We start from the raw sequence: 21,201 nt of genomic DNA, 5'->3' as shown, positions 1-21,201 counted from the left end.
ATTAGCGTTGGGTGAGTTTTAGCTCGATGCGGCGGTTCTTGCGCAGTGTCTCGTCGTCGTCTCCGTCCTCAAGGGGCTGAAATTCGCCAAAACCAGCTGCGACCAATCGCTTGGGCGGGACGCCTTTGGATATGAGATACTTGACCACTGAGATGGCTCGGGCGGCGGATAATTCCCAGTTGGATGGGAAGCGGGCGCTGTTGATCGGGCGATTGTCGGTGTGGCCGTCAATACGCAGCACCCAATCGATTTCCTCAGGAATATCTTGACTCAATTCCAGAATGGCTTCGGCAAGGCGATCCAGTTCTCCGGTGCCTTCTTCTTTCATGCGCTCGCCACCAGACGGGAACAGCACTTCGGATTGAAAAACAAAGCGATCACCCACCACGCGTATATCGGAGCGCTGGGATAGGATTTCTCTCAGGCGACCGAAAAAATCTGACCGGTAACGAGACAACTCTTGTACCCGTTGGGCCAAAGCGATGTTGAGGCGTTTGCCAAGGCTGGCAATTTTGGTCTGGCTTTCCCTGTCTCTGTTTTCAGAGGCATCTAGCGCGTCCTCAAGCGCAGCAATCTGGCGGCGCAAAGCTGAGATCTGTTGGTTGAGGAGTTCCACTTGGGCTAGAGCTCGTTGTGAAATGACTTTTTCATTTTCGAGGGTCTTGGTCAGGGACGCGATCTGTCCGCCTGCGCTGTCTTTATCACCCGCTTGAGAATCCAACTGCAGCAACAATCGGTCTCGGGAAGCCTCAGTGCTTTCAAGCCCGGCTTGCAAGCTCAGAATAGAGCTCTCCAAATCTTGTTTTCCAGCGCGTTCCAGAGCCAACAGCTCGGTCAATTCAGCGATTTGGTTGTTGAGTTTGTTCAGTGCAGTGTCCTTGCCAGAAATTTCCTGACTGAGGAAAAACTGTGCAACCATGAATACGGTTAGCAAGAAGATGAGCACCAGCAGCAAGGTCGCCATGGCGTCGACAAAACCAGGCCAGTAGTCGGCTCTAGGTTCATTGCGGCGATTGCGGGACAGACCCATCTGACATCCTCATGATTTTTGTGCAGGCCGAAAGCAATGTATCGGATTGCGGTACTCTTGGTTCGTCTATTTGTTTTCGCTGGACGAGTCGGCCGACGATAGAACGGTGTTTAGTTTTGTCAGCACCTGCTTGATTTCTTCTTGCTGGGTGGATTGCTGGTCAGCCCACTCACGCATCAATTGCTGTTCTGAGCGCAAATGTTGAACAAGTCCTTGAATGCCTTCGGCCAAATTGGCCATAGCGGTGGTTGCTGTGCGGCCAGAATTGGCACTGCCATCTGCATTCACGCCATCGATTTTACGGGACAGTTGTTCAAGCACTGAGACAAGCTGTTGGTTGTTGCCGTTGCCCAATGCTTCGCCATAGCCAGCCTCGAGATCTTCGACACGAATGTCGGTGACGGTGGAAAGCCAGTCTTCCAGATTGGTAAAGAAACGGGTCTGTGCCTGACCCGCTTGCAAATCTAGGAACCCAAGTACCAGTGAGCCGGAAAGACCAAAAAGAGAGGATGAAAAGGCTGTGCCCATGCCCTTCAACGGGGCTTCTAAACCGGCTTTTAAATCTTCAAAGATCACACCGACATCTGTGGATGCCACAGACAGGGAGCGAATGACGTCGCCAACGGAGCTTACGGTTTGCAGCAAACCCCAAAAAGTGCCCAGTAGACCGAGAAACACCAAGAGGCCCGTCAAATATCGGGAAATATCTCGGGCTTCATCGAGGCGCATGCCGACTGATTCAAGAATGGAGCGCATCGTTGAGGTATTGATCGCCATACGGCCAACACGGTCACCCAATAGAGTGGCCATTGGTGCCAGTAGGATCGGTGGTCGTGAGACTTCCAGCCCCGGATCACCGAGGCGAAAATTATTCACCCATTTGACCTCACGGAACAGGCGTACAACCTGACGCATTGCCAGAAAGATGCCGACCGCCAGGACAAAGAAAATCATCGCATTTAGGAGCGGGTTGCTCCAGAAGGCTTCGAGAATCTGGCGATAGAGTATGAGGGGAATAAACGCAGCTGCGCCAATGAAAATGAGCATACGCCACAGGTAACGTTGTGGACTTGCTAGCTTATATGGATCCAACTCGCTGGTCATCGTCCGTCTTTTCTGGTTGCGTGGGAGCAGGCCAAAATGGCCCGAATGATTTGTTTCATCCAAGCCTAAAGACATTGCCCAATTTCCTCGCTGAGGAAAAGGGGTATTATAGATTTTTTTACGTTGATGGCCAGAAAGATGTGATCTGGCCGGGTGTCAGATCACCAATGATGTCATTTGTTTTGTGCTTTTTTTAGGCCATGCTGGATATGGCGACGAATGGCTTCATTGGCAGCGATGACTGAGCCGCTCTTGAACATGTCGTCTCCACCGTTAATGTCGGTGACAAAACCACCTGCTTCGCGTACCAACAAAATGCCCGCAGCAACGTCCCAAGGGTATAGAAATTCTTCCCAATATCCGTCAAAACGGCCAGTTGCGACATAGGCCATGTCGAGGGCAGCCGAGCCGGTACTGCGCAGGCCGGACACATCGGCCATGATGGTTTCCAGTTGGTCGAGGTAAGGTTTGTGTCTGCCGCGGCCAAGGTGTGGTACGCCTGTGGCAATGACACAATCGTGGAAGTCGTCACGGGCAGCAACGCGCATGCGGCGATCATTATAAAAAGCACCACGGCCACGTTCTGCTGTGAACAGATCATCGGTTGCCGGATTGTAGATGATACCGGCGACGATGCGGCCTTCGTGTTCCAGTGCAATGGAAATGGCAAACATGGGTATGCCGTGCAAGAAGTTGGTCGTGCCATCGAGAGGGTCTATGATCCAGCGATGGCTTTTATCCGCCCCTTCGTGTTCACCGCTTTCTTCCATCAGGAAGCCGAAATTCGGGCGGGCTTTTTGCAGCTCTTCCTTGATGGTTTGTTCGGCCTGAAGGTCTGCGCTGGAAACAAAATCGCCTGGCCCCTTGCGGGAAACCTGAAGGTTTTCCAATTCGCCGAAATCACGAGATAAGCGGCGTCCAGCCTTAAGAGCGGCTTGGACCATGACATTGAGAAGAGCGGAACGAGCCATTTTCTGTGCGTCCTAGGTGACTGGCGCTGCCTTATCTATCTGTCAGATCATAGGCGAGCGCAAATTTATGTGTCGAATGTGACGACGATCTGGATTGTATGCCCGTCACAACAAAAGCACGCATCAATCCCAATGGAGATGCGTGCAGCGGTCTTGCGTCGCTGTGTTAGTCAGCGCGTTTTACGTAGATGATCTCGTTGGTGTCTACCACGATATTCTCGCCGACAGCGATAAACGGCGGCACCATGCACCGCACACCATTGCTCAACATCGCAGGCTTATAGGACGACGACTGCGTCTGGCCTTTGATGGTGGGCTCGGTTTCTGTCACTTCCAAGGTCACCTGGTCCGGCAATTGAATGCCGATCGGACGTTCTTCGTGCAGTTCAACGACCACAGCCATGCCGTCCTGAAGGAAAGCTGCACGTTCGCCAACAAATTCCTTGTTCAGTTCTAGTTGGTCGTAGTTAACGGTGTCCATGAAAACAAGATTTTCACCTTCTTCATACAGAAAGGTGAAATCCTTCTGTTCAAGGCGGATGCGTTCCACGGTTTCAGATGCGCGAAAACGTTCGTTGAGCTTGCGTCCGTCGATCAGATTTTTGAATTCAACCTGAGCAAACGCTCCGCCTTTGCCTGGTTTCACTGCATTGACTTTAACTGCGACCCAAATGGTGCCCTGATGCTCGATCACATTGCCAGGACGGATTTCGTTACCATTGATTTTCATAACTAGCCATCTTGCTGGCAGGATGCGTGACACATTGGCAGCTGCGATCCTGCTTCATATAAAAGGATGTTCGCGCCGATAGAACTTATCGTAATAATCGCTCGACACGGGTGCTCTGTAGGACCACATTCATGGCGCTTTTGCAAGGCTTTTGGCATTTTTCCAGCTCAAAATTAGTCAATCACGGCTTGCTGTGACAAACCCTGCGTCTTTGTTGTGCCGGTTTTTAGGCTTTATTCTACCAAACAGACTTTTCATTTAATGCCGTTAGCGCTTTTTCCTTGTCGCTATTTGGTAGCTTTTGGAAATAATCTTCCAGCCAATCATCTTTTTTGCCGGCCTTCTTGGAGAGCAGATAAAACTGCGCCGCCTTAACCGGCTCGGGTGGTGCTCCAAAGCCGCGGGCTAGAATGCGCGCAAGGCGGTTTTGCGCCAGAACATGTCCAGCGGTTGCGGCTTGCTCTATCCAAGAACGGGCGGCTGCGTAGTCTTGTTGGACACCCTGACCCTTGAGGACCATCAGGCCAAACTCCAATTGGGCATCGGCAAATCCACCTTTGGCTGCTTCCCGCATCCAATAGCTGGCTTGTTCCACATTCGGTGTTGGAAAGAGATCTGACATATAAAGGTTGGCCAGCGCATATTGTGCGTCAGGCAATCCTTGGCTGGCCGATTTGGTAAACAAATCCATGGCTTTGGTCACATCCTGCCTAACCAGCTGGCCTTGCAGATAAAGCAACGCTAGATTAAATTGCGCATTCTTTTGGTTTTTTTGCGCGGCTTTTTCAAACAGAGGGATGGCTTTTTTATAGTCTTTTTCCACTCCATTGCCTTGGGTGTAGAGTAAACCGAGAGCAAATTGTGCCTCGGGGTCTCCTTTTTCTGCTGCGATGGAGAACCAGTCTGCGGCTAGCTTTGGGTCTTTGGGGACACCTTGGCCATGCAGATAGAGTGCGCCCAAGAGAGTTTGCGCTGAAACTTCACCCATCCCAGCCAATTTGGTAGCCAAATCAAACGCCGTTAAATAATAACCGCGTTGATAGGCTGAAAAAGCAGCGCTGGAGGGCAATTCAAATTGGGGAATGCTAAAAGGGTTGGATGTTGTCGTCGGCAAAATGACTTTATCTGGTTGATCTTTGATTGTTTGGTCTTTTTCGGCTGTCTGTTGCGATTGCGTGCTGTCGTTTGCAGTGTTGGCTTTTGGTGCCTCAGGTTTTGTGACCTCGGTTGATTGCTGTGCCATTGCAAAATTTGATGATATATAGAGAGGAGCGGCCACAATGGCGATGCTCAGCAATGAACCTGTGCGCCATAAACGATTGGGAAGATATCGATAGGCGGCTAAAAAACCAGAAAACAGAGGTGTCAATTGTTTGGATTCCTTGCAACCGAATTATTCTTCAGACACGCTGTGTGTCTACACCGACCATAATTTAAAAATGGGACCTTTCTGTGATCCGTTTCATTGACCCGTTTCGGTGCTAGAATGGTTGTACCCGTTCGTTAGCGTGTGCTGTGTGCCGCTTGGTGTAGCAAGGCGCAGGCTTTCTGGACTGCAGTTTTGGGGCCTTCTTCGTGATCCCAAATTGCTTCGCGTAGAGCTATGAATTCGATGTTGGTTGCGCCAACGCGGCTGCATTCGGACAAGTCTGAACCACTGATGATTACGGTGGGGACTTCAAACAATCCGGACCACCAATCTGCCATTTCGAATGATTTATCGTGAATGATTGGGGTGGTCGGGGCATCCAAGCGGCCGAACATGATGTAATCAATGCCGCTTTCGCCGATCTCCATGGCTGAATGACGTTTGTTGCCGCCTTCTGCCCCCAACATGAAACGATCAGAATAATCTTCAACGCCGGACGCGATTTCGGGCAAATCACCATTCAGATGCAAACCATCGCATTTGGTGCGTCCAGCAATGCGGGAATCACCGCGAAGGACAACCGCTATGTCCTTTTTTTGCGCCATCGGGGCAATCGTCTGGGCGATCAGTTGCAGTTCAGTGTCATGCTCGGCGTCACAATCAATCAACAGGGCCGCAATGTTGCCGCCGTCAATAGCCGCGGCCAATTGTGCCGGAAAACTTTCCAGGTCGATATGTCTGGGGGTGACGAGATAAATCTGGCAGGGCTCCATGGGCGTGACCTGTTCTGCGGTTGGGGTGAGTACGCTTTGGTCTGATATCTCGCAAAATTCACTGTCTTGCAAGGCAAGAAGGAGGTGAAGAGCAAAAAATGCGCCGATAAGCTTATCGGCGCACGTGTTTGTTGCATAATTCGCAGTTGAATTAGGCTTTGAGGACTTCTACACCCGGCAAGGCTTTGCCTTCCATCCATTCAAGGAAGGCCCCGCCTGCAGTGGAGATGTAGGAAAAATCATCATAGACGCCAGCGTGATTCAGTGCAGCAACGGTGTCGCCACCGCCTGCAACAGATGTCAATCTACCGGCTTTTGTTTCGCTAGCAGCTTCTTTGGCGGCAGCAACGGTTGCTGTGTCAAACGGAGCAATTTCGAAAGCGCCAAGCGGGCCGTTCCAAACAACTGTGTTGGCCTTTTTGATCCATGCAGACACGGCTTCAACAGATTTGGGCCCGATGTCTAGCATCATGCCGTCAGCTGGAATGTGGTCCACATCAAGCACTTCGTAAGGTGCGTTGGCAGCAAATTCTTTGGCGACCAATGCATCGGTCGGTAGGATGATTTCACAGTTGGCTTTTTCTGCTGCGACTAGAATGCGCTTGGCAGTTTCGGCTAGATCATGCTCGCAAAGGGATTTGCCAACGTCTTTGCCCTGTGCAGCAAGGAAGGTGTTGGCCATGCCGCCACCGATAACCAGTCCGTCCACTTTGGTCACCAGATTTTCCAGAAGGTCAATTTTGGTGGAGACTTTGGCGCCGCCAACCACGGCCAGAACCGGACGATTTGGTGTGCCTAATGCAGAATTCAGCGCTTCAAGCTCCTGCTGCATGGTGCGTCCTGCGACGGCTGGCATATGATGGGCTAGACCTTCGGTAGACACATGGGCGCGGTGGGATACAGAGAAGGCGTCGGCCACAAGCAAGTCGCCATTTTCGCCTAACTGGGCTGCAAACTCTGGATCGTTCTTTTCTTCGCCTTTATAAAAGCGGGTGTTTTCCAACACCAGAATGTCGCCAGCCGCCATGTTGTCGATGGCCGCTTTGGCAATAGGGCCAATGCAGTCTTCAGCAAAACCAACGGGGCGTTTGAGAGCTTCTGAAAGCGCCGGGACAACCTGTATGAGTGACATTTCAGGGTTCTTTTCACCCTTGGGACGACCAAAGTGGGCCAGAATGATGACTTTCCCGCCTTTTTCGGAGATCTCTGAAAGGGTTGGCACGATGCGTGTGATACGGGTCGCGTCCGTGACTTTGCCGTCTTTCATTGGAACGTTCAAATCAACGCGTACCAGAACACGTTTGCCTTGGAGTTCTACGTCGTCGAGGGTTTTGAAGGTGCTAGCAGCCATTGGATAATCCTGCAATCTGTCCGACTTGATGTCGGGAAATGATGGTCTGTTACAAAAAAAGCGCTGTCCGGACCAAAAACCGTGGCCGGTTTTGTCTCGCGAACAGCGCCTTTAAATCATAAATCCCGGTCGGAGTGACCTCTGACCGGGAAGGCGTTAAGCCAATTAGATAAGTTTAGCCATAGCAACCGCTGTGTCGTTCATGCGGTTGGAGAAGCCCCACTCATTGTCATACCAAGTCATGATGCGAACCATTGTGCCGCCCATTACTTTGGTCTGTGGAGCAGCAAAGCTGGAAGAATGCGCATCATGGTTGAAGTCAATGGATACCAGTGGCTCTTCGGAGTAAGCGAGGATGCCTTTGAGTTCGCCTTCAGCTGCAGCTTTGATAGCTGCATTGACTTCTTCAATGGTGGTGTCGCGTTTTGCGATGAACTTGAGGTCAACCACAGAAACGTTTGCAGTCGGCACGCGGATCGCAGAACCATCCAGTTTACCAGCCAGTTGTGGCAGAACCAGACCAACTGCTTTTGCAGCGCCGGTGGAGGTTGGGATCATGGACATGGCAGCAGCACGACCGCGATATGGATCGGAGTGCATCGTATCGAGTGTTGGCTGATCACCTGTGTAAGCGTGGATGGTGGTCATGTAGCCTTTTTCGATACCGAGCAGTTTGTCCAGAACATAAACCACTGGTGACAGGCAGTTGGTGGTGCATGATGCGTTGGAAACGATCAAGTCATCTGATGTCAATGTGTCGTGGTTTACACCGTAAACGATGGTTTTGTCAGCATTTGCGCCAGGAGCAGAAATCAGAACGCGTTTTGCGCCTGCTTTAAGGTGCATAGAAGCTTTTTCTTTTGCAGTGAAAATGCCGGTGCATTCCATTGCAATGTCAACACCCAGCTCGCCCCAAGGAAGTTCTTCTGGGTTGCGGATTGCTGTAACCTTGATAGGACCACGACCTACGTCAATGGTGTCGCCGTCAACAGTAACAGTGCCGGGGAAACGGCCGTGTACAGAATCGTAACGCACAAGGTGAGCGTTGGTTTCAACTGGACCCAGATCGTTGATTGCAACAACTTCGATGTCGGTGCGACCTGATTCAACGATAGCCCGCAGTACGTTCCGTCCGATGCGTCCGAAACCATTGATCGCCACTTTTACAGTCATGACCTTCTCCTGAATTTACGCCAGCCCGTGATTATTACCGATTGGGGGCCGGTCTTGTACTTTGACCAAGTTGATAAGCGCTAGATAACCGAGGGTAGTTTGCCGCGCGTTGATCAATCTCATTTTAAAACGGTAATATACTTTTGTCGTATGACAATTTGACATCCCTGCCAAGCGAATTGGCAGGGAAAAGTGAATTTACCTGCCAATTTGCATCATTTTATGTGCTTTACGCCGTTTTTAGACGTTCGGTTACCTGTGTAACAACATTTTCGGCAGTGATGCCAAATTTCTCGTAGAGTTCTTTATAAGGGCCAGAGGCGCCAAAAGAATTCATGCCTACAAAGATGCCATCCGTTCCGATGAAACGATCCCATCCCATGCGAAGCGCGGCTTCGATGCCCACATTGACCTTTGCTGCACCCAAGGTGGCCTTCTTATATTCGTCAGATTGTGCTTCGAACAGCTCAAAACAAGGGACTGAAACAACGCGAACTTTAATGTCCTGTTCTGCCAAAGTCGATTGCGCTGACATCGCGATTTCCACTTCTGACCCAGACGCGAAGATGGAAACGTCTGCGTCTCCATCGCAATCGGAAAGAACATAGGCACCGCGTGCGCAGAGATTCTCTTCAGAATATTCGGTGCGGTATGGAGTCAGCCCCTGACGTGTCAGGGCATGAACACTAGGGGCATGGTCCGACTTGATGGACAGCTCCCAACATTCTGCAGTTTCCATTGCATCGGCAGGGCGGAATACCTGCATATTTGGAATCGCACGCAAAGAGGCAAGGGTTTCGACCGGCTGATGGGTTGGTCCATCTTCGCCCAGACCAATGGAATCATGGGTCAAGACGTAAATGACGCGCTGTTCCATCAGTGCGGACAAACGCATTGCGCCACGCATATAGTCAGCAAAGACCAAGAAGGTGCCGCCGTAAGGAATCACCCCACCATGCAGAGCCATGCCATTCATGGCAGAGCCCATCAAATGCTCACGGATACCCCAGTTCATGTAACGCCCAGAGAAATCATCTGCGGTGACAGAAACAGTTGCCGGGGTTTTGGTGTTGTTGGAGCCGGTCAGGTCGGCTGAGCCACCAATGGTTTCGGGCACGACTTCGTTGATGACGGTAAGCGCCATTTCAGAAGCTTTGCGGGTGGCCACATTTTTAGGGTCTGCTGCGAGAGACTTTTTATAAGCCACCATGGCGTCTTCAAAGCCGGCAGGCAGGTCGCCCCGCATGCGACGCTCAAATTCAGCACGAAGCTCGGGATCCGCAGCGTCAAGACGTTTTTGCCATTCTTTGTGGCCGTGGGCTGCATTGAGGCCTGCGATGCGCCATGCGTCGCGGATATCAGAAGGGATATCAAAAGGCTCGTTTTCCCAACCCAGCGCAGCGCGCGTGGCGGCAATTTCTTCGGCTCCGAGAGGAGCACCATGCACTTTGTTCGTGCCAGCCTTGTTGGGAGAGCCAAAACCAATGGTGGTTTTACAAGCAATGATGGTTGGCTTGTCACTACCGCGTGCCGCTTCGATGGCGAGTGCAATAGCTGCTTGATCGTGGCCGTCTACTGCGTCCGTGTTCCAGCCTGAAGCACGGAAACGGGCCAGCTGATCCGTGGAATCCGACACATTGACGTTGCCGTCGATGGTGATGTTGTTGTCGTCCCAAAGGAGAATCAGTTTGTTCAGTTTCAGATGGCCCGCAAGTGCGAGAGCCTCCTGACTGATGCCTTCCATCAGACAGCCGTCGCCTGCGAGCACATAAGTATAGTGATCGACAAGCTCTGAGCCAAATTTGCTGGCCATCAGTTTTTCGGCAATGGCCATACCAACGCCGTTGGCCAGACCTTGCCCCAGAGGGCCTGTCGTAGTCTCGATGCCACTGGCATGTCCCACTTCAGGGTGGCCTGCTGTTTTGGAGCCGAGTTGACGGAAATTGGCCAGATCCTCGACTGACATGTCCTCATAGCCCAGCAGGTGCAGCAGGGAATAGAGCAGCATTGAACCGTGGCCGGCGGAAAGAACAAAGCGATCTCTATCTGCCCATTTTGGCGCAGTAGGATCAAACTTCATAAACTTGGTGAAAAGGACCGTCGCAATATCGGCTGCGCCCATAGGCAGGCCGGGGTGTCCCGAATTTGCTTTCTCAACGGCGTCCATTGAAAGAAAGCGGATCGCATGTGCCATGCGGGTTTGTTTATCCATGTTGTTCATGAACTCTGTTTCTGGGATTTTTCGAAGTTGCTAGCGTCAGGAAAATACGTGGCATACCCACCGCCGTTTCAGCAATCGAACTCGATCAGGTTACACAGGAACTGCCTTGCCACGATGCAAGCCCGGCAGACAGAGGCTGATACAAACGTTGTGACATTTAGCATTGATACAGCGAGAGTCAATCTGAACCTGTCTTTTCTCGCCAGAATCTGCGGCAAACAGGCCAATATGCAATCCCCTGTGGACTGGAGCTGTTGACGAACCGGTGCCATTGACGAAGTTCTATGATGTCTCCTAGACTCATGGTGAGTATGAATTATCGCGTGATTCATCCATTCGACTCGTTTTCGTTAAGGGATATTTGCAAGCACAGTCGCCTTGAAAGGGGCGAAATGTGGTTGCAGTTGGTCTCACTGGAAATGTTTGTACATGAGCCAATGGGCTCATGCGGGCAATGGGTGGAACAATCATGTTGCCTTGTGCCGACACGTTGCCGCAAGTCTAGCGCGCTGTCGCTTTTGGATTGGGGGTCTTATGGGTGACAAGCCAGATGTTTCTGGGGCTTTGGCGCGGCTGGATCGTGCCCTTTTGAGTTTGGAACTTGCCGTTGACAAACGTCGGGACAAAGGGCTCTCGATGAAGGCCTTACAAGGTGACTTGAAGCGGATGAGCGTTGAGAGGTCCGATTTGACCAGCTCGCTAGAAAGCGTAAAAGCCCGTTCTGAGAAGCTTGAAGGGGCGAATGAAGAAGTATCCAGACGTCTGGGTGCCGCCATGGAATCTGTTCGTGCAGTGCTTGAACAGCATGGTGGATAAATGAAGAGGTTTGACCGGAGAAGCTAATGGTTCAGGTCAGTGTCAGTATTAATGGACGTGCTTATCGCATGGCCTGTGAAGATGGTCAGGAAGATCATCTGCTTGCTCTGGCACGTCGATTCGACGACTTGATTAATCAGCTGAAGGGTGATTTTGGCGAAATTGGTGATCAACGATTGACCGTCATGGCTGGCATTATGGCAATGGATCAACTTGTTGAAATGGATAGTAAGGTCGCCAGTTTGAGTGAGGAAGTCGCAGCGTTGCGTGATGCGCGTTCCGCTGTTCAAGAGAAAAATGTCGGCGATCAGGATGCGATTGCCCTCAGGATCGACAAAGCGGCAGAGCAAATTGAACGGTTGTCCAAAGTTCTGCTCGAAACCTAATTTTGATTGTACAAAGGCTTCCCTTTTCATATGTGGTCTGGAAATTTGCAGTCGGGTCCTCTATATATGGATTGCTGCACTTCTCGTTAGAAGCAACTTTTCCTTGGGGCCTTAACGATCCGAATGGGAGCTGGCGCTGATAAGGACCGTGGTCCTCTTTAACCGGCCCCCCCCTGAAAAACAGGTGTCCCAGGATCTATAAAGCATCAACGGTCGTTGCGGCATCTCTTTCAGAGCGACTTTCCTTTTTGGGGAAGCCGCTCTTTTCATCTGTGGTGTTGGTATAGGTGGTTGGGAGGATAGGACGTGGATTCTACCGCGCTCAAAGAACACAAAGCGACGACGCGCCGCGAAATGACAAGATTGCGCGATGAATTGCCTATTGGAGAGCGTGAAAGGCAAAGTACGCAAGCCTGCCAGCAACTCTTGGATCGCCTAGCCGTTGCGCAAGGTCAGGTCATTGGACTGTTTCTCCCCATAAAATCAGAAATCAATGCTTCGATGCTTGTTGAGCCACTGCGGGAGCGAGGCGCCAGGTTGGCGCTGCCTGTACCAATTGGGCGAACAGGTATGATCTTTCGGGCCTGGGAGCGTGATGCTCCGTTGGTTGATGCTGGCTTTGGTACGGTGGGGCCTGAAAAAACGGCTGAAGAACTTATTCCCGATTGCCTGATTATGCCCTTGTTGGCGTTTGATGCACGGGGAGATCGTCTCGGTTATGGGGCAGGTCACTATGACCGTTATATTTCCGAACGGATTATCGAAGGGCGGAAACCGCAATTGATCGGATTGGCTTTCTCCTTTCAGAAACTGGACAAGGTCCCCGTTGGAAGCTATGACCTGCCCTTGGATATGATTGTGACGGAAAGGGGCGTCTACACACCCTAGCTTCATCGCTGATTACAGAATCAGCGGCGGTTCGTTTCAATCCTCTTGCATCATGAGACAGGCGAGCCAGGCAGGACAGTATGCGACTATTATTCATCGGCGATATCGTTGGGCGTGCGGGCCGAGCCATTGTGCAGTCAAAACTGCCCGGTTTGGTTGAACGCTATAATCTCGATTTTGTTATTATCAACGGCGAAAATGCTGCAGCGGGTTTCGGTATTACCGAGGCAATCGTACAGGATCTTTTGGATGCTGGCGGTGACGTGATTACCACTGGCAACCACGCTTGGGATCAGCGCGACGCTTTGGTCTATTGCGAGCGGCAGCCTGCCTTTTTGCGACCGGTCAACTATCCTTCCGGGGTGCCCGGCAAGGGCGCCAATATGTATTCAGCCCGTAATGGTGCCAATGTTCTGGTGATGAATGCCATGGGGCGGGTGTATATGGACGCGCTGGATTGTCCGTTTGCTGCGGTCGATAAAGAGCTGGATGCTTGCCCAATGGGTGAGTTTGTCGACGCCATCGTGTTGGACTTCCATGCCGAGGCCACGTCCGAGAAACAGGCGATGGGGCATTTCCTCGATGGGCGTGTGTCGTTAGTCGTTGGCACGCATACACATGTTCCCACATCTGACTATCGCCTTTTGCCCGGCGGCACGGCCTATATGTCCGATGCGGGCATGACTGGCGATTATGACTCTGTTTTGGGCATGGACAAAGAAGAGCCGGTTCAGCGCTTTTTGCGCAAAGTGCACGGCGGGCGGTTCACTCCGGCCCTAGGCGAGCCGACTTTGTGTGGTGTTGCAGTGGACACTGATGATCGGACAGGATTGGCTGTTGATGTCGAGCCTTTGCGAATCGGTGGTCATCTATCCCGGCATATTCCGTCTTTTTGGGAAAACGGCGGCAATTAAACCCTTCATACGTGGCGTTTGTGATCAGGTCCCTTGATCTTTGCTGCCTTCCTGTGGCATCACCTGTGCCAAATATATCAGGCGCGGGACGCGCAAATACCCAAAGACAAATGGATCTTACGACATGGCAGGCCATTCAAAATTTAAGAACATCATGTATCGCAAGGGCGCACAGGACGCCAAGCGCTCCAAGTTGTTCTCCAAGCTCTCCAAAGAGATTACCGTTGCTGCTAAAATGGGTGGTCCCGACCCTGACGCCAATGCGCGTCTGCGTTTGGCTATTCAGAATGCTCGTGGCCAATCCATGCCTAAAGACAATATTGATCGCGCCATCAAGAAGGCCGAAGCCGGTGATGAAGGCAACTATGATGAAGTGCGGTATGAGGGCTATGGTCCGGGTGGTACCGCTGTTGTGGTGGAAGCTTTAACGGACAACCGCAACCGCACCGCATCCAACGTGCGTGCTGCCTTCACCAAAAATGGTGGCACTCTTGGTGAATCAGGCTCTGTCGCTTTCATGTTTGATCGGGTGGGAGAATTGGTGTTTCCGATCGGAGTCGGTGATGAAGACAGCGTGATGGAAGCTGGCATCGAAGCGGGTGCCGATGATGTGCAGTCCGATGAAGATGGCCACACCATCTACACCGCGTTTGAAGATATGACTGACGTGAGTAAGGCTCTTGAAGAGGCTTTCGGGCAGTCACCTGAGTCTGAGAAAGCCATTTGGAAGCCTCAGAATGAAATTGATGTGGATGCTGAAAAAGCGGGCACCATCATGAAGCTGATGAACGCGCTGGAAGATGATGACGACGTACAGAATGTCTATTCCAACTTCACCATGAGCGATGAAGTGTTGGCCTCGCTGGCAGAGTAAGCTTTCATACTATCAATGAGAAAATTTGAGCCCCGCTGGTGTATCCAAGCGGGGTTTTTTGTTGCTTTGTGCTTGTGGGTTTTGAGGTCGGTATTCTGTTTGTTCTGGTATTGTTCATATTTCCGAGCTATGGATGAGTCATGAAAGAACATCCAATACGAATCGTAGGGTTTGATCCGGGATTGCGCCGCACCGGCTGGGGCGCGATTGATGTGATCAGCAACAGGCTGATCTTTGTTGGCTCCGGCTTGATTACATCTGACAATAATGTCGATCTGGCGACGCGCCTGTTACAGCTGCATTGCGGCGTGATGGGAGTGCTGGAGAAATATGAGCCGCAGGAAGTGTCGGTTGAGCAGACTTTTGTCAATAAGGATGCGGTTGCGACCCTGAAGTTGGGGCAGGCACGGGCAATTTCTTTGTTGGCACCGGCACAACGCGGCTTGCCTGTCTCTGAATATGCGCCCAACGCGGTTAAAAAGACGGTGGTTGGCGTCGGCCACGCGGACAAGAAACAAGTCCAGACGATGGTCAAAATGCTTTTGCCCAAGGCCACGTTTGACAGCGAAGATGCAGCAGATGCTTTGGCGATTGCCATTTGTCACGCACATCAGCGTGGGGCGAAGGCCTATAAGATAGCTTGATGGATAGATGAGGGAATGGTGAGCCTATGATTGGCAAGCTCAAGGGTTTGATCGACGAATATGCAGACAACTACGTGATTGTCGATGTCGGTGGCGTCGGGTATGAGGTTTATTGCTCAAACCAAACCTTGCAGGCGCTCCCTTCGGTGGGAGAAGCGGCGACTGTTCTAATTGAAACCCACGTGCGGGAAGATCAGATCAAGCTGTTTGGCTTTGCAACGGCTCTGGAGCGTGATTGGTTCCGTTTGCTCACCACAGTGCAAGGGGTGGGGCAAAAAGTAGCGCTGGCAATTCTGTCTACCTTGAAGATTTCCGAGCTGACTTCCGCTATAGCTTTGCAAGATAAGGTTATGGTTGCACGCACACCCGGTGTGGGCCCCAAAGTGGCGCAGCGGATCGTTTCTGAATTGAAAGATAAAACACCAAGTCTGTCAGCGACCGACAGTGCTGTGGCCAATTTGCAGGCCGAGATTGAATTGGCAGGCGCGCCAAAAGCGATGGCCGAAGCTGTTTCGGCTCTGACTAATCTGGGGTATGCACCTATGCAGGCCAATGCGGCAGTGGCAACCGTGGTTAAACGGGACGGCGACGCGCTTGGCACAGCGGCGCTCATTCGGTTGGCCCTTAAGGAGCTGTCACAATGATCGAGAATGATGATCGTCTGGTTTCTGCTGTTCCCAAGGAAGAAGAAACGGATCACGCTTTGCGGCCGCAAATGCTGGGCGATTTTGTCGGTCAGGCACAAGCGCGAGCTAACTTGTCTATTTTCATTGAGGCAGCACGGACACGAAAAGAAGCACTCGATCATGTGTTGTTTGTTGGCCCGCCCGGCTTGGGCAAAACCACATTGGCCCAGATTGTCAGCCGCGAATTGGGGGTGAATTTCAAATCGACCTCCGGTCCCGTGATTGCCAAGGCAGGGGATCTTGCTGCGCTGTTGACCAATCTGGAAGAGAATGACGTGCTCTTCATTGACGAGATCCATCGCCTGAATCCTGCCGTGGAAGAAATTCTTTACCCGGCGATGGAGGATTTTCAACTCGATTTGATCATCGGCGAGGGACCCGCGGCCCGCTCTGTGAAGATTGATCTGGCTAAATTTACGCTGGTGGCTGCGACGACACGTCTGGGTTTGCTGACTACGCCTCTCAGGGACCGGTTTGGAATTCCCGTTCGGCTTAATTTTTATACAGTCGATGAACTTGAATATATCGTCACTCGTGGAGCGCGTCTGATGGGGGTATCCATCACCAAAGACGGTGCTGTCGAGATTGCCCGCCGTTCGCGTGGCACACCGCGTATTGCAGGGCGGTTGTTACGCCGGGTGCGGGACGTTGCGATTGTGCAGGCCAATGGTGAGATCAGTCGGGAATTGGCAGACAGGGCTCTGCTGATGCTTGAGGTTGACAATGAAGGCCTTGATGCGCTTGACCGACGCTATTTGAATTTGATCGCCACGTCGTTTGGCGGGGGGCCTGTCGGCATTGAGACCATTGCCGCAGGGCTTTCCGAACCACGAGACGCTATTGAAGAAATCATTGAGCCTTACCAGATACAGCAAGGATTTATCCAACGCACACCGCGTGGGCGCATGCTGACAGTAAAGGCTTTTGCGCATTTGGGATTGGCTGTGCCTTCCAAAGACACTGCTCCTCAAATGGGCTTGTTTGCAGAAGGAACCGACGATGGTTGACACTGAACATGACCGTAACAATGAACCGGAGTGGTCTGACCTTGATGGGCGAATGACTGAATTTGGCCACCAACAAAAAATACGGGTCTATTACGAAGACACCGATTTTTCTGGCATTGTTTATCACGCAAATTATTTGAAATTCATTGAGCGAGGGCGTTCGGATTTTATTCGCCAGCTTGGTGTGCATCATAGCGCTCTGGACTCGGGAGAGAGCGGTGAGCGGTTGGCGCTGGCTGTTCGGCATATGGATATCAATTTCATCAAATCCGCTCGCATTGATGACATCCTGACCGTTGAAAGCCGCGTGGGCGAAGTTAAAGGTGCGCGCATTTTTATGGATCAAAGGATCCTGAGGGGGGACGATCTGTTGTTCACCGCTCGGGTGACCGTGGTCGTGATTACCCGTGACGGGCGACCGCGTCGTTTGCCAGACACTTTACGCACGGCATTCGGGCTGTAACTGTATTCAAGGGAGCAGTAAGTACTGTTCTCATAGCTCCTTTTTCCGTTGATTAATCTTTCATTAACCATAATCGTGCCTTCTCGGGTGAGAAGACCAAAGCATTGACCGTAGTTTTGACAAATTCTGCTGACACACCGTGCGCAGATTGTCAAAGCGATGGCCGGTCGCTTGGTTTATACGTTTCGGTCGAGAAAGGACTAAGTCCCATGCCCAATGAGGTTGTTCAAACAGCCCTCGCCAGCGCTGATGTTGAACTGTCGCTGATCTCGTTGTTCCTTCAGGCCCATATAGTGGTCAAGATTGTAATGATCGGTTTGATGATGGCCTCCGTTTGGTCGTGGGCGATTATTATCGACAAGACAATGCTTTATGCACGCACCAAAAGACAAATGGATCGTTTTGAAAAGGTTTTCTGGTCGGGTCAATCGCTGGAAGAGCTGTATCAGACGCTGTCGGGCCGACCAAATCATGCCATGGCCGCTCTTTTTGTCTCTGCGATGCGAGAGTGGAAACGGTCGTTTGAAGGTCAAGCCCGTTCTGTAGCCGGTTTGCCTGCCCGCATTGAAAAAGTGCTTGATGTAACGCTGGCGCGCGAAGTGGACAGATTGGAAAAACGACTCTTGTTTTTGGCAACAGTCGGATCGGCAGCGCCATTTGTAGGTCTGTTCGGTACGGTATGGGGCATTATGAATTCATTTCAGGGCATTGCAGCTTCCAAAAGCACATCTCTGGCGGTTGTTGCTCCCGGGATTGCCGAGGCATTGTTCGCCACGGCCATTGGCTTGTTGGCTGCGATTCCTGCCGTGATTGCCTATAACAAACTTGCGTCTATGGCCTCTCAACATGCATTGCGACTGGAAGGATTTGCGGATGAGTTTTCCGCTATTCTGTCTCGCCTAATGGATGAAAGGGGTTAAGACATGGGTATGGGCTCAATGGGATCTCCAGGTGGATCTCGCCGACGTGGTGCACGGCGTGCCATGCGTCACAGACCAGTTGCAGAAATCAACGTCACGCCTTTGGTGGATGTTATGCTGGTGCTTTTGATCATCTTTATGGTCTCTGCGCCGATGATGACGGTCGGTGTGCCGCTGGATTTGCCAGAGACAACTGCCAAACCTTTGTCTAGCCAGACCGAGCCGTTGACACTTTCGATCAAAAAGGATGGTTCAATTCATCTGCAGGATCAGCCCGTAGAGTTTGATGCCTTGGTACAGACACTGCTTGGCGTGGCCCAAAACGGTTATGACGAGCGCATTTTTGTGCGTGGTGATCGGGATGTTGATTATGGGTCCATCATGAAGGTGATGGGGGCGATGAACCGCGCCGGCTTTAAGAAAATCGGGCTGGTTAGCACCGAGGAGCTTCAATAGCCTTGAAGAATGTCGGTTTAATTTCATCTGTGATTGCGCATGCGGCCATCTTTGGGGTGGGGCTTATTAGCCTGCCTGCACCCAAGACGCATGACGTTACCGAACTGGAAATATTGCCGATTGAATTGGTTTCCATTTCTGATGTGACTGATGTGCGCAAGGGCGAAGCCAAAGGCAAGCCTGCTGACGTGGTTAAAGAAACAACCAAAAAAGCACCTGAGCCCAAAGAGCCGGAACCTAAAAAACCCGAACCCAAGCCGGATCCTGTTGAAGTGCCTAAGCCGAAGGAACCCACGCCAGAAAAGCAACCCGAACCTGCGCCACCCAAAGTGGAACCTGAGCCCAAACCCGTGCCTGTACCAAAGCCGGAACCTGCGGTTGCTCCAGAGCCAGAATCCGAACCTGAAGCGAAAGTGGAAGAGCCAAAGGAAATAGTACCACAAGCGATTGCGGCTCTGCCCAAGCTCAAACCCAAACCACCAGCAAAACCCAAGGCCCCTAAAAAGATCGTGGAACAAGAACCCGTCAAAAAACGTTCTTTTGATACCAGCGCCCTGAAAGCATTGGCCAACAAAGCGGAACAGGCTTCGCCTACGGTGAGCGGTACGGACGATCAACAGGCCTCGTTGGGGTCCCGTACCGGCAACCAGACTGCGGCGATGACACAAAGTGAGCTTGATGCTTTGCGCGCTCAAGTGGCACAATGCTGGTCACCACCAGCGGGCGCCGCGGATGCGTCACAATTGCGTGTCAGAATAGAATTTGGACTTGATCGGCAAGGCAATGTAGTTTCAGGCCCCGAGCCGATAGAGTTTCCGGCAAGCAAGTTTGGTGTCGCAGCCTCTGAAAGCGCCATGCGCGCGGTCCGGCGCTGTGCTCCTTACAGTTTGCCTGCGGACAAATATGATGCCTGGAGTCGTGTTCGGATCACCTTTGATCCACAGGAAATGTTTTAGATTTGATGACCGTGCGCGGTCTGGATAAGACAGAAAGACAATTGAGATGAGACAGCACCGCCCCGATGCATCCTTCCGGTTTACGCGTTCGCTCTTTCGTCAGGCTGAGCGCTTGGTGTCCCGCTTGCTGTTGCTTACCATCGCCGTGATGGCATCCCTTGTGATGGTGGCACCCAGTCACGCGTTGATCGAGATCGACATTCGGCAAGGCAATATCCAACCGATGCCGATAGCCATTACCGATTTTTCCGGCGTGCCGCAAGGTGTCGAGATTTCTCGTGTCATCGAAGCTGATTTGAAGCGTTCTGGTTTGTTTGCCCCGCTTGATCGCAATACTTATTTACAAAAAGACTTGTCATCTTCGACTGTGCCGTCTTTTGCCAACTGGACTGTGATTAATGCACAAGCCTTGGTCTCGGGTACAGTGACGCAGGAATCGGACGGCCGTTTGAAAGCCGAGTTCCGTCTCTGGGATGTTTATGCAGGTAAGCAAATGACAGGTCAGCAGTTTTTTACAGCACCCAAAAACTGGCGTCGGGTCGCACATATCATATCTGATGCAATCTATGAAAGACTAACGGGCGAGAAGGGCTATTTCGATACGCGCATTGTGTTTGTCGATGAGAGCGGCCCAAAAGCCAGTCGTGTCAAGCGCTTGGCTATTATGGATCAAGATGGCGCTAATGTGCGTTATCTAACCGATGGTCGGGATTTGGTTTTGACCCCACGATTTTCTCCAACCAAGCAAGAAATCACCTATATGGCGCTTGAGAATGGCAAGCCGCGTGCCTATTTGCTCAATATTGAGACCGGCCAACGATCCAATGTTGGTGAGTTTCCTGGCATGAGTTTTTCGTCTCGTTTTTCACCTGATGGGCAAAGCATCGTATTGAGTTTGCAGCAGGGTGGGGATGCTAACATCTACAGGATGGATTTGCGTACTGGCAAGATAACCCGTCTTACCAATTCCGCTTCCATTGATACCAGCCCCAGCTTCTCACCCGATGGCAACAAGATCACCTTTGAAAGTGACCGTGGCGGTAAACAACAGATCTATGTGATGAATGCTGACGGCTCGGGTGTGCAACGTATCAGTTTTGGCAACGGCAGCTACTCTACACCTGTATGGTCGCCTCGCGGGGATCTGATTGCTTTTACCAAGCATTATAAAGGTCAGTTCCAGATTGGTGTGATGCAAACGGACGGTTCGCGGGAACGCATTCTAGCCGATGGCTACCACAATGAGGGACCGACATGGGCTCCTAATGGTCGGGTTCTGATGTTCTTTCGTGAAAGCCGCGGTGCCAACGGTGGCCCTCAGCTTTATTCGATTGATTTGACCGGCCGCAATGAATATCGCGTGCCGACGCCAGCCTTTGGGTCAGACCCCGCTTGGTCGCCATTGGTAGATTGATTTTGAATCGGTGATCAAATAGCAAAAATCCAGACAAAAGGCTGAATTGCCTCAG

At 51.7% G+C, this 21,201-nt stretch carries 22 protein-coding genes and 1 other RNA gene; 14 read left to right on the top strand and 9 right to left on the bottom strand.

The genetic code is table 11. The features are described 5' to 3' along the window. Position 1: 1 nt before the first annotated feature. From C0081_RS20695 to tkt, 9 genes are all read right to left on the bottom strand, one after another. Entirely contained in the window at positions 2-1,030 is a 1,029-nt protein-coding gene (locus tag C0081_RS20695; protein ID WP_101535641.1) for a peptidoglycan -binding protein, read from the bottom strand. Positions 1,031-1,096: 66 nt separating this feature from the next. After that, positions 1,097-2,134, bottom strand: a complete 1,038-nt coding sequence (locus C0081_RS20690; RefSeq protein WP_101535703.1) for a flagellar motor protein MotA — start codon at positions 2,132-2,134, stop codon at positions 1,097-1,099. A 173-nt stretch (positions 2,135-2,307) separates the two neighbouring features. Beyond that, the gene (locus tag C0081_RS20685) at positions 2,308-3,105 is read right to left on the bottom strand and encodes an inositol monophosphatase family protein (RefSeq protein ID WP_101535640.1); all 798 of its coding nucleotides are present in this window, start codon (positions 3,103-3,105) and stop codon (positions 2,308-2,310) included. A gap of 166 nt (positions 3,106-3,271) precedes the next feature. Beyond that, positions 3,272-3,835 carry an elongation factor P gene (gene efp / locus C0081_RS20680; protein WP_101535639.1) on the bottom strand — a complete coding sequence of 188 codons (564 nt, stop codon included), beginning with the start codon at positions 3,833-3,835 and terminating at the stop codon, positions 3,272-3,274. Between the two features lie 238 nt (positions 3,836-4,073). Continuing rightward, on the bottom strand, positions 4,074-5,204 hold the full coding sequence (locus C0081_RS20675) for a tetratricopeptide repeat protein (protein ID WP_101535638.1): 1,131 nt from the start codon (positions 5,202-5,204) through the stop codon (positions 4,074-4,076). Positions 5,205-5,338: 134 nt separating this feature from the next. Beyond that, positions 5,339-5,977, bottom strand: a complete 639-nt coding sequence (locus C0081_RS20670; RefSeq protein WP_101535637.1) for a thiamine phosphate synthase — start codon at positions 5,975-5,977, stop codon at positions 5,339-5,341. 151 nt (positions 5,978-6,128) lie between these two features. Next, a complete protein-coding gene (locus C0081_RS20665) occupies positions 6,129-7,328 on the bottom strand; it encodes a phosphoglycerate kinase (RefSeq protein ID WP_101535636.1) in 1,200 nt (399 codons plus the stop codon). A 165-nt stretch (positions 7,329-7,493) separates the two neighbouring features. After that, positions 7,494-8,501, bottom strand: a complete 1,008-nt coding sequence (gene gap, locus C0081_RS20660; protein ID WP_101535635.1) for a type I glyceraldehyde-3-phosphate dehydrogenase — start codon at positions 8,499-8,501, stop codon at positions 7,494-7,496. Between the two features lie 229 nt (positions 8,502-8,730). Further along, complete coding sequence (tkt, locus tag C0081_RS20655) at positions 8,731-10,722, bottom strand: transketolase (RefSeq protein WP_101535634.1); 1,992 nt, start codon at positions 10,720-10,722, stop codon at positions 8,731-8,733. 534 nt (positions 10,723-11,256) lie between these two features. Between tkt and C0081_RS20650 the strand changes: the two genes are divergently transcribed. The 14 genes from C0081_RS20650 to tolB all read left to right on the top strand — a co-directional run bounded on the left by C0081_RS20650 (position 11,257) and on the right by tolB (position 21,146). Beyond that, a complete protein-coding gene (locus tag C0081_RS20650) occupies positions 11,257-11,538 on the top strand; it encodes a DUF4164 family protein (RefSeq protein WP_101535702.1) in 282 nt (93 codons plus the stop codon). 26 nt (positions 11,539-11,564) lie between these two features. Continuing rightward, positions 11,565-11,924, top strand: a complete 360-nt coding sequence (locus C0081_RS20645) for a cell division protein ZapA (protein ID WP_101535633.1) — start codon at positions 11,565-11,567, stop codon at positions 11,922-11,924. 68 nt (positions 11,925-11,992) lie between these two features. After that, positions 11,993-12,153, top strand: a non-coding RNA gene (ssrS, locus tag C0081_RS20640) — 6S RNA. A gap of 77 nt (positions 12,154-12,230) precedes the next feature. Beyond that, positions 12,231-12,812, top strand: a complete 582-nt coding sequence (locus C0081_RS20635) for a 5-formyltetrahydrofolate cyclo-ligase (RefSeq protein ID WP_101535632.1) — start codon at positions 12,231-12,233, stop codon at positions 12,810-12,812. An 80-nt stretch (positions 12,813-12,892) separates the two neighbouring features. Further along, on the top strand, positions 12,893-13,726 hold the full coding sequence (locus C0081_RS20630; protein WP_101535631.1) for a TIGR00282 family metallophosphoesterase: 834 nt from the start codon (positions 12,893-12,895) through the stop codon (positions 13,724-13,726). 124 nt (positions 13,727-13,850) lie between these two features. Continuing rightward, positions 13,851-14,600, top strand: coding sequence for a YebC/PmpR family DNA-binding transcriptional regulator (locus C0081_RS20625; protein WP_101535630.1), 750 nt, complete (start codon positions 13,851-13,853; stop codon positions 14,598-14,600). Between the two features lie 140 nt (positions 14,601-14,740). Then, entirely contained in the window at positions 14,741-15,244 is a 504-nt protein-coding gene (ruvC, locus tag C0081_RS20620) for a crossover junction endodeoxyribonuclease RuvC (protein ID WP_101535629.1), read from the top strand. 26 nt (positions 15,245-15,270) lie between these two features. Continuing rightward, positions 15,271-15,888, top strand: coding sequence for a Holliday junction branch migration protein RuvA (gene ruvA, locus C0081_RS20615; protein ID WP_101535628.1), 618 nt, complete (start codon positions 15,271-15,273; stop codon positions 15,886-15,888). Further along, positions 15,885-16,937: a Holliday junction branch migration DNA helicase RuvB gene (gene ruvB, locus C0081_RS20610; protein ID WP_101535627.1), complete on the top strand. Its 1,053-nt coding sequence runs from the start codon at positions 15,885-15,887 to the stop codon at positions 16,935-16,937. Before ruvA ends, ruvB begins: the two co-directional genes overlap by 4 nt. Continuing rightward, entirely contained in the window at positions 16,930-17,400 is a 471-nt protein-coding gene (gene ybgC / locus C0081_RS20605) for a tol-pal system-associated acyl-CoA thioesterase (RefSeq protein ID WP_101535626.1), read from the top strand. Before ruvB ends, ybgC begins: the two co-directional genes overlap by 8 nt. A gap of 209 nt (positions 17,401-17,609) precedes the next feature. Continuing rightward, on the top strand, positions 17,610-18,320 hold the full coding sequence (gene tolQ / locus C0081_RS20600; RefSeq protein ID WP_101535625.1) for a protein TolQ: 711 nt from the start codon (positions 17,610-17,612) through the stop codon (positions 18,318-18,320). Positions 18,321-18,323: 3 nt separating this feature from the next. Continuing rightward, the gene (tolR, locus tag C0081_RS20595) at positions 18,324-18,776 is read left to right on the top strand and encodes a protein TolR (RefSeq protein WP_101535624.1); all 453 of its coding nucleotides are present in this window, start codon (positions 18,324-18,326) and stop codon (positions 18,774-18,776) included. 2 nt (positions 18,777-18,778) lie between these two features. Next, on the top strand, positions 18,779-19,732 hold the full coding sequence (locus C0081_RS23310) for a cell envelope biogenesis protein TolA (protein WP_180966989.1): 954 nt from the start codon (positions 18,779-18,781) through the stop codon (positions 19,730-19,732). Positions 19,733-19,880: 148 nt separating this feature from the next. Further along, on the top strand, positions 19,881-21,146 hold the full coding sequence (gene tolB, locus C0081_RS20580) for a Tol-Pal system beta propeller repeat protein TolB (RefSeq protein ID WP_245418013.1): 1,266 nt from the start codon (positions 19,881-19,883) through the stop codon (positions 21,144-21,146). Positions 21,147-21,201 lie beyond the last annotated feature (55 nt).

This window comes from Cohaesibacter celericrescens (assembly GCF_002866925.1).
In the GTDB taxonomy this organism is placed as follows: Bacteria; Pseudomonadota; Alphaproteobacteria; order Rhizobiales; family Cohaesibacteraceae; genus Cohaesibacter; species Cohaesibacter celericrescens.
This window is presented reverse-complemented; position numbering and strand designations above follow the sequence as displayed.

Bases quoted from the DNA above. Each gene is read 5' to 3' on its own strand.
- C0081_RS20695 (WP_101535641.1), bottom strand. From the start codon at position 1,030: ATGGGTCTGTCCCGCAATCGCCGCAATGAACCTAGAGCCGACTACTGG.
- C0081_RS20690 (WP_101535703.1), bottom strand. From the start codon at position 2,134: ATGACCAGCGAGTTGGATCCATATAAGCTAGCAAGTCCACAACGTTAC.
- C0081_RS20685 (WP_101535640.1), bottom strand. From the start codon at position 3,105: ATGGCTCGTTCCGCTCTTCTCAATGTCATGGTCCAAGCCGCTCTTAAG.
- efp (WP_101535639.1), bottom strand. From the start codon at position 3,835: ATGAAAATCAATGGTAACGAAATCCGTCCTGGCAATGTGATCGAGCAT.
- C0081_RS20670 (WP_101535637.1), bottom strand. From the start codon at position 5,977: ATGGAGCCCTGCCAGATTTATCTCGTCACCCCCAGACATATCGACCTG.
- C0081_RS20665 (WP_101535636.1), bottom strand. From the start codon at position 7,328: ATGGCTGCTAGCACCTTCAAAACCCTCGACGACGTAGAACTCCAAGGC.
- gap (WP_101535635.1), bottom strand. From the start codon at position 8,501: ATGACTGTAAAAGTGGCGATCAATGGTTTCGGACGCATCGGACGGAAC.
- tkt (WP_101535634.1), bottom strand. From the start codon at position 10,722: ATGAACAACATGGATAAACAAACCCGCATGGCACATGCGATCCGCTTT.
- C0081_RS20650 (WP_101535702.1), top strand. From the start codon at position 11,257: ATGGGTGACAAGCCAGATGTTTCTGGGGCTTTGGCGCGGCTGGATCGT.
- C0081_RS20645 (WP_101535633.1), top strand. From the start codon at position 11,565: ATGGTTCAGGTCAGTGTCAGTATTAATGGACGTGCTTATCGCATGGCC.
- C0081_RS20630 (WP_101535631.1), top strand. From the start codon at position 12,893: ATGCGACTATTATTCATCGGCGATATCGTTGGGCGTGCGGGCCGAGCC.
- C0081_RS20625 (WP_101535630.1), top strand. From the start codon at position 13,851: ATGGCAGGCCATTCAAAATTTAAGAACATCATGTATCGCAAGGGCGCA.
- ruvC (WP_101535629.1), top strand. From the start codon at position 14,741: ATGAAAGAACATCCAATACGAATCGTAGGGTTTGATCCGGGATTGCGC.
- ruvA (WP_101535628.1), top strand. From the start codon at position 15,271: ATGATTGGCAAGCTCAAGGGTTTGATCGACGAATATGCAGACAACTAC.
- ruvB (WP_101535627.1), top strand. From the start codon at position 15,885: ATGATCGAGAATGATGATCGTCTGGTTTCTGCTGTTCCCAAGGAAGAA.
- ybgC (WP_101535626.1), top strand. From the start codon at position 16,930: ATGGTTGACACTGAACATGACCGTAACAATGAACCGGAGTGGTCTGAC.
- tolQ (WP_101535625.1), top strand. From the start codon at position 17,610: ATGCCCAATGAGGTTGTTCAAACAGCCCTCGCCAGCGCTGATGTTGAA.
- tolR (WP_101535624.1), top strand. From the start codon at position 18,324: ATGGGTATGGGCTCAATGGGATCTCCAGGTGGATCTCGCCGACGTGGT.
- tolB (WP_245418013.1), top strand. From the start codon at position 19,881: ATGGCATCCCTTGTGATGGTGGCACCCAGTCACGCGTTGATCGAGATC.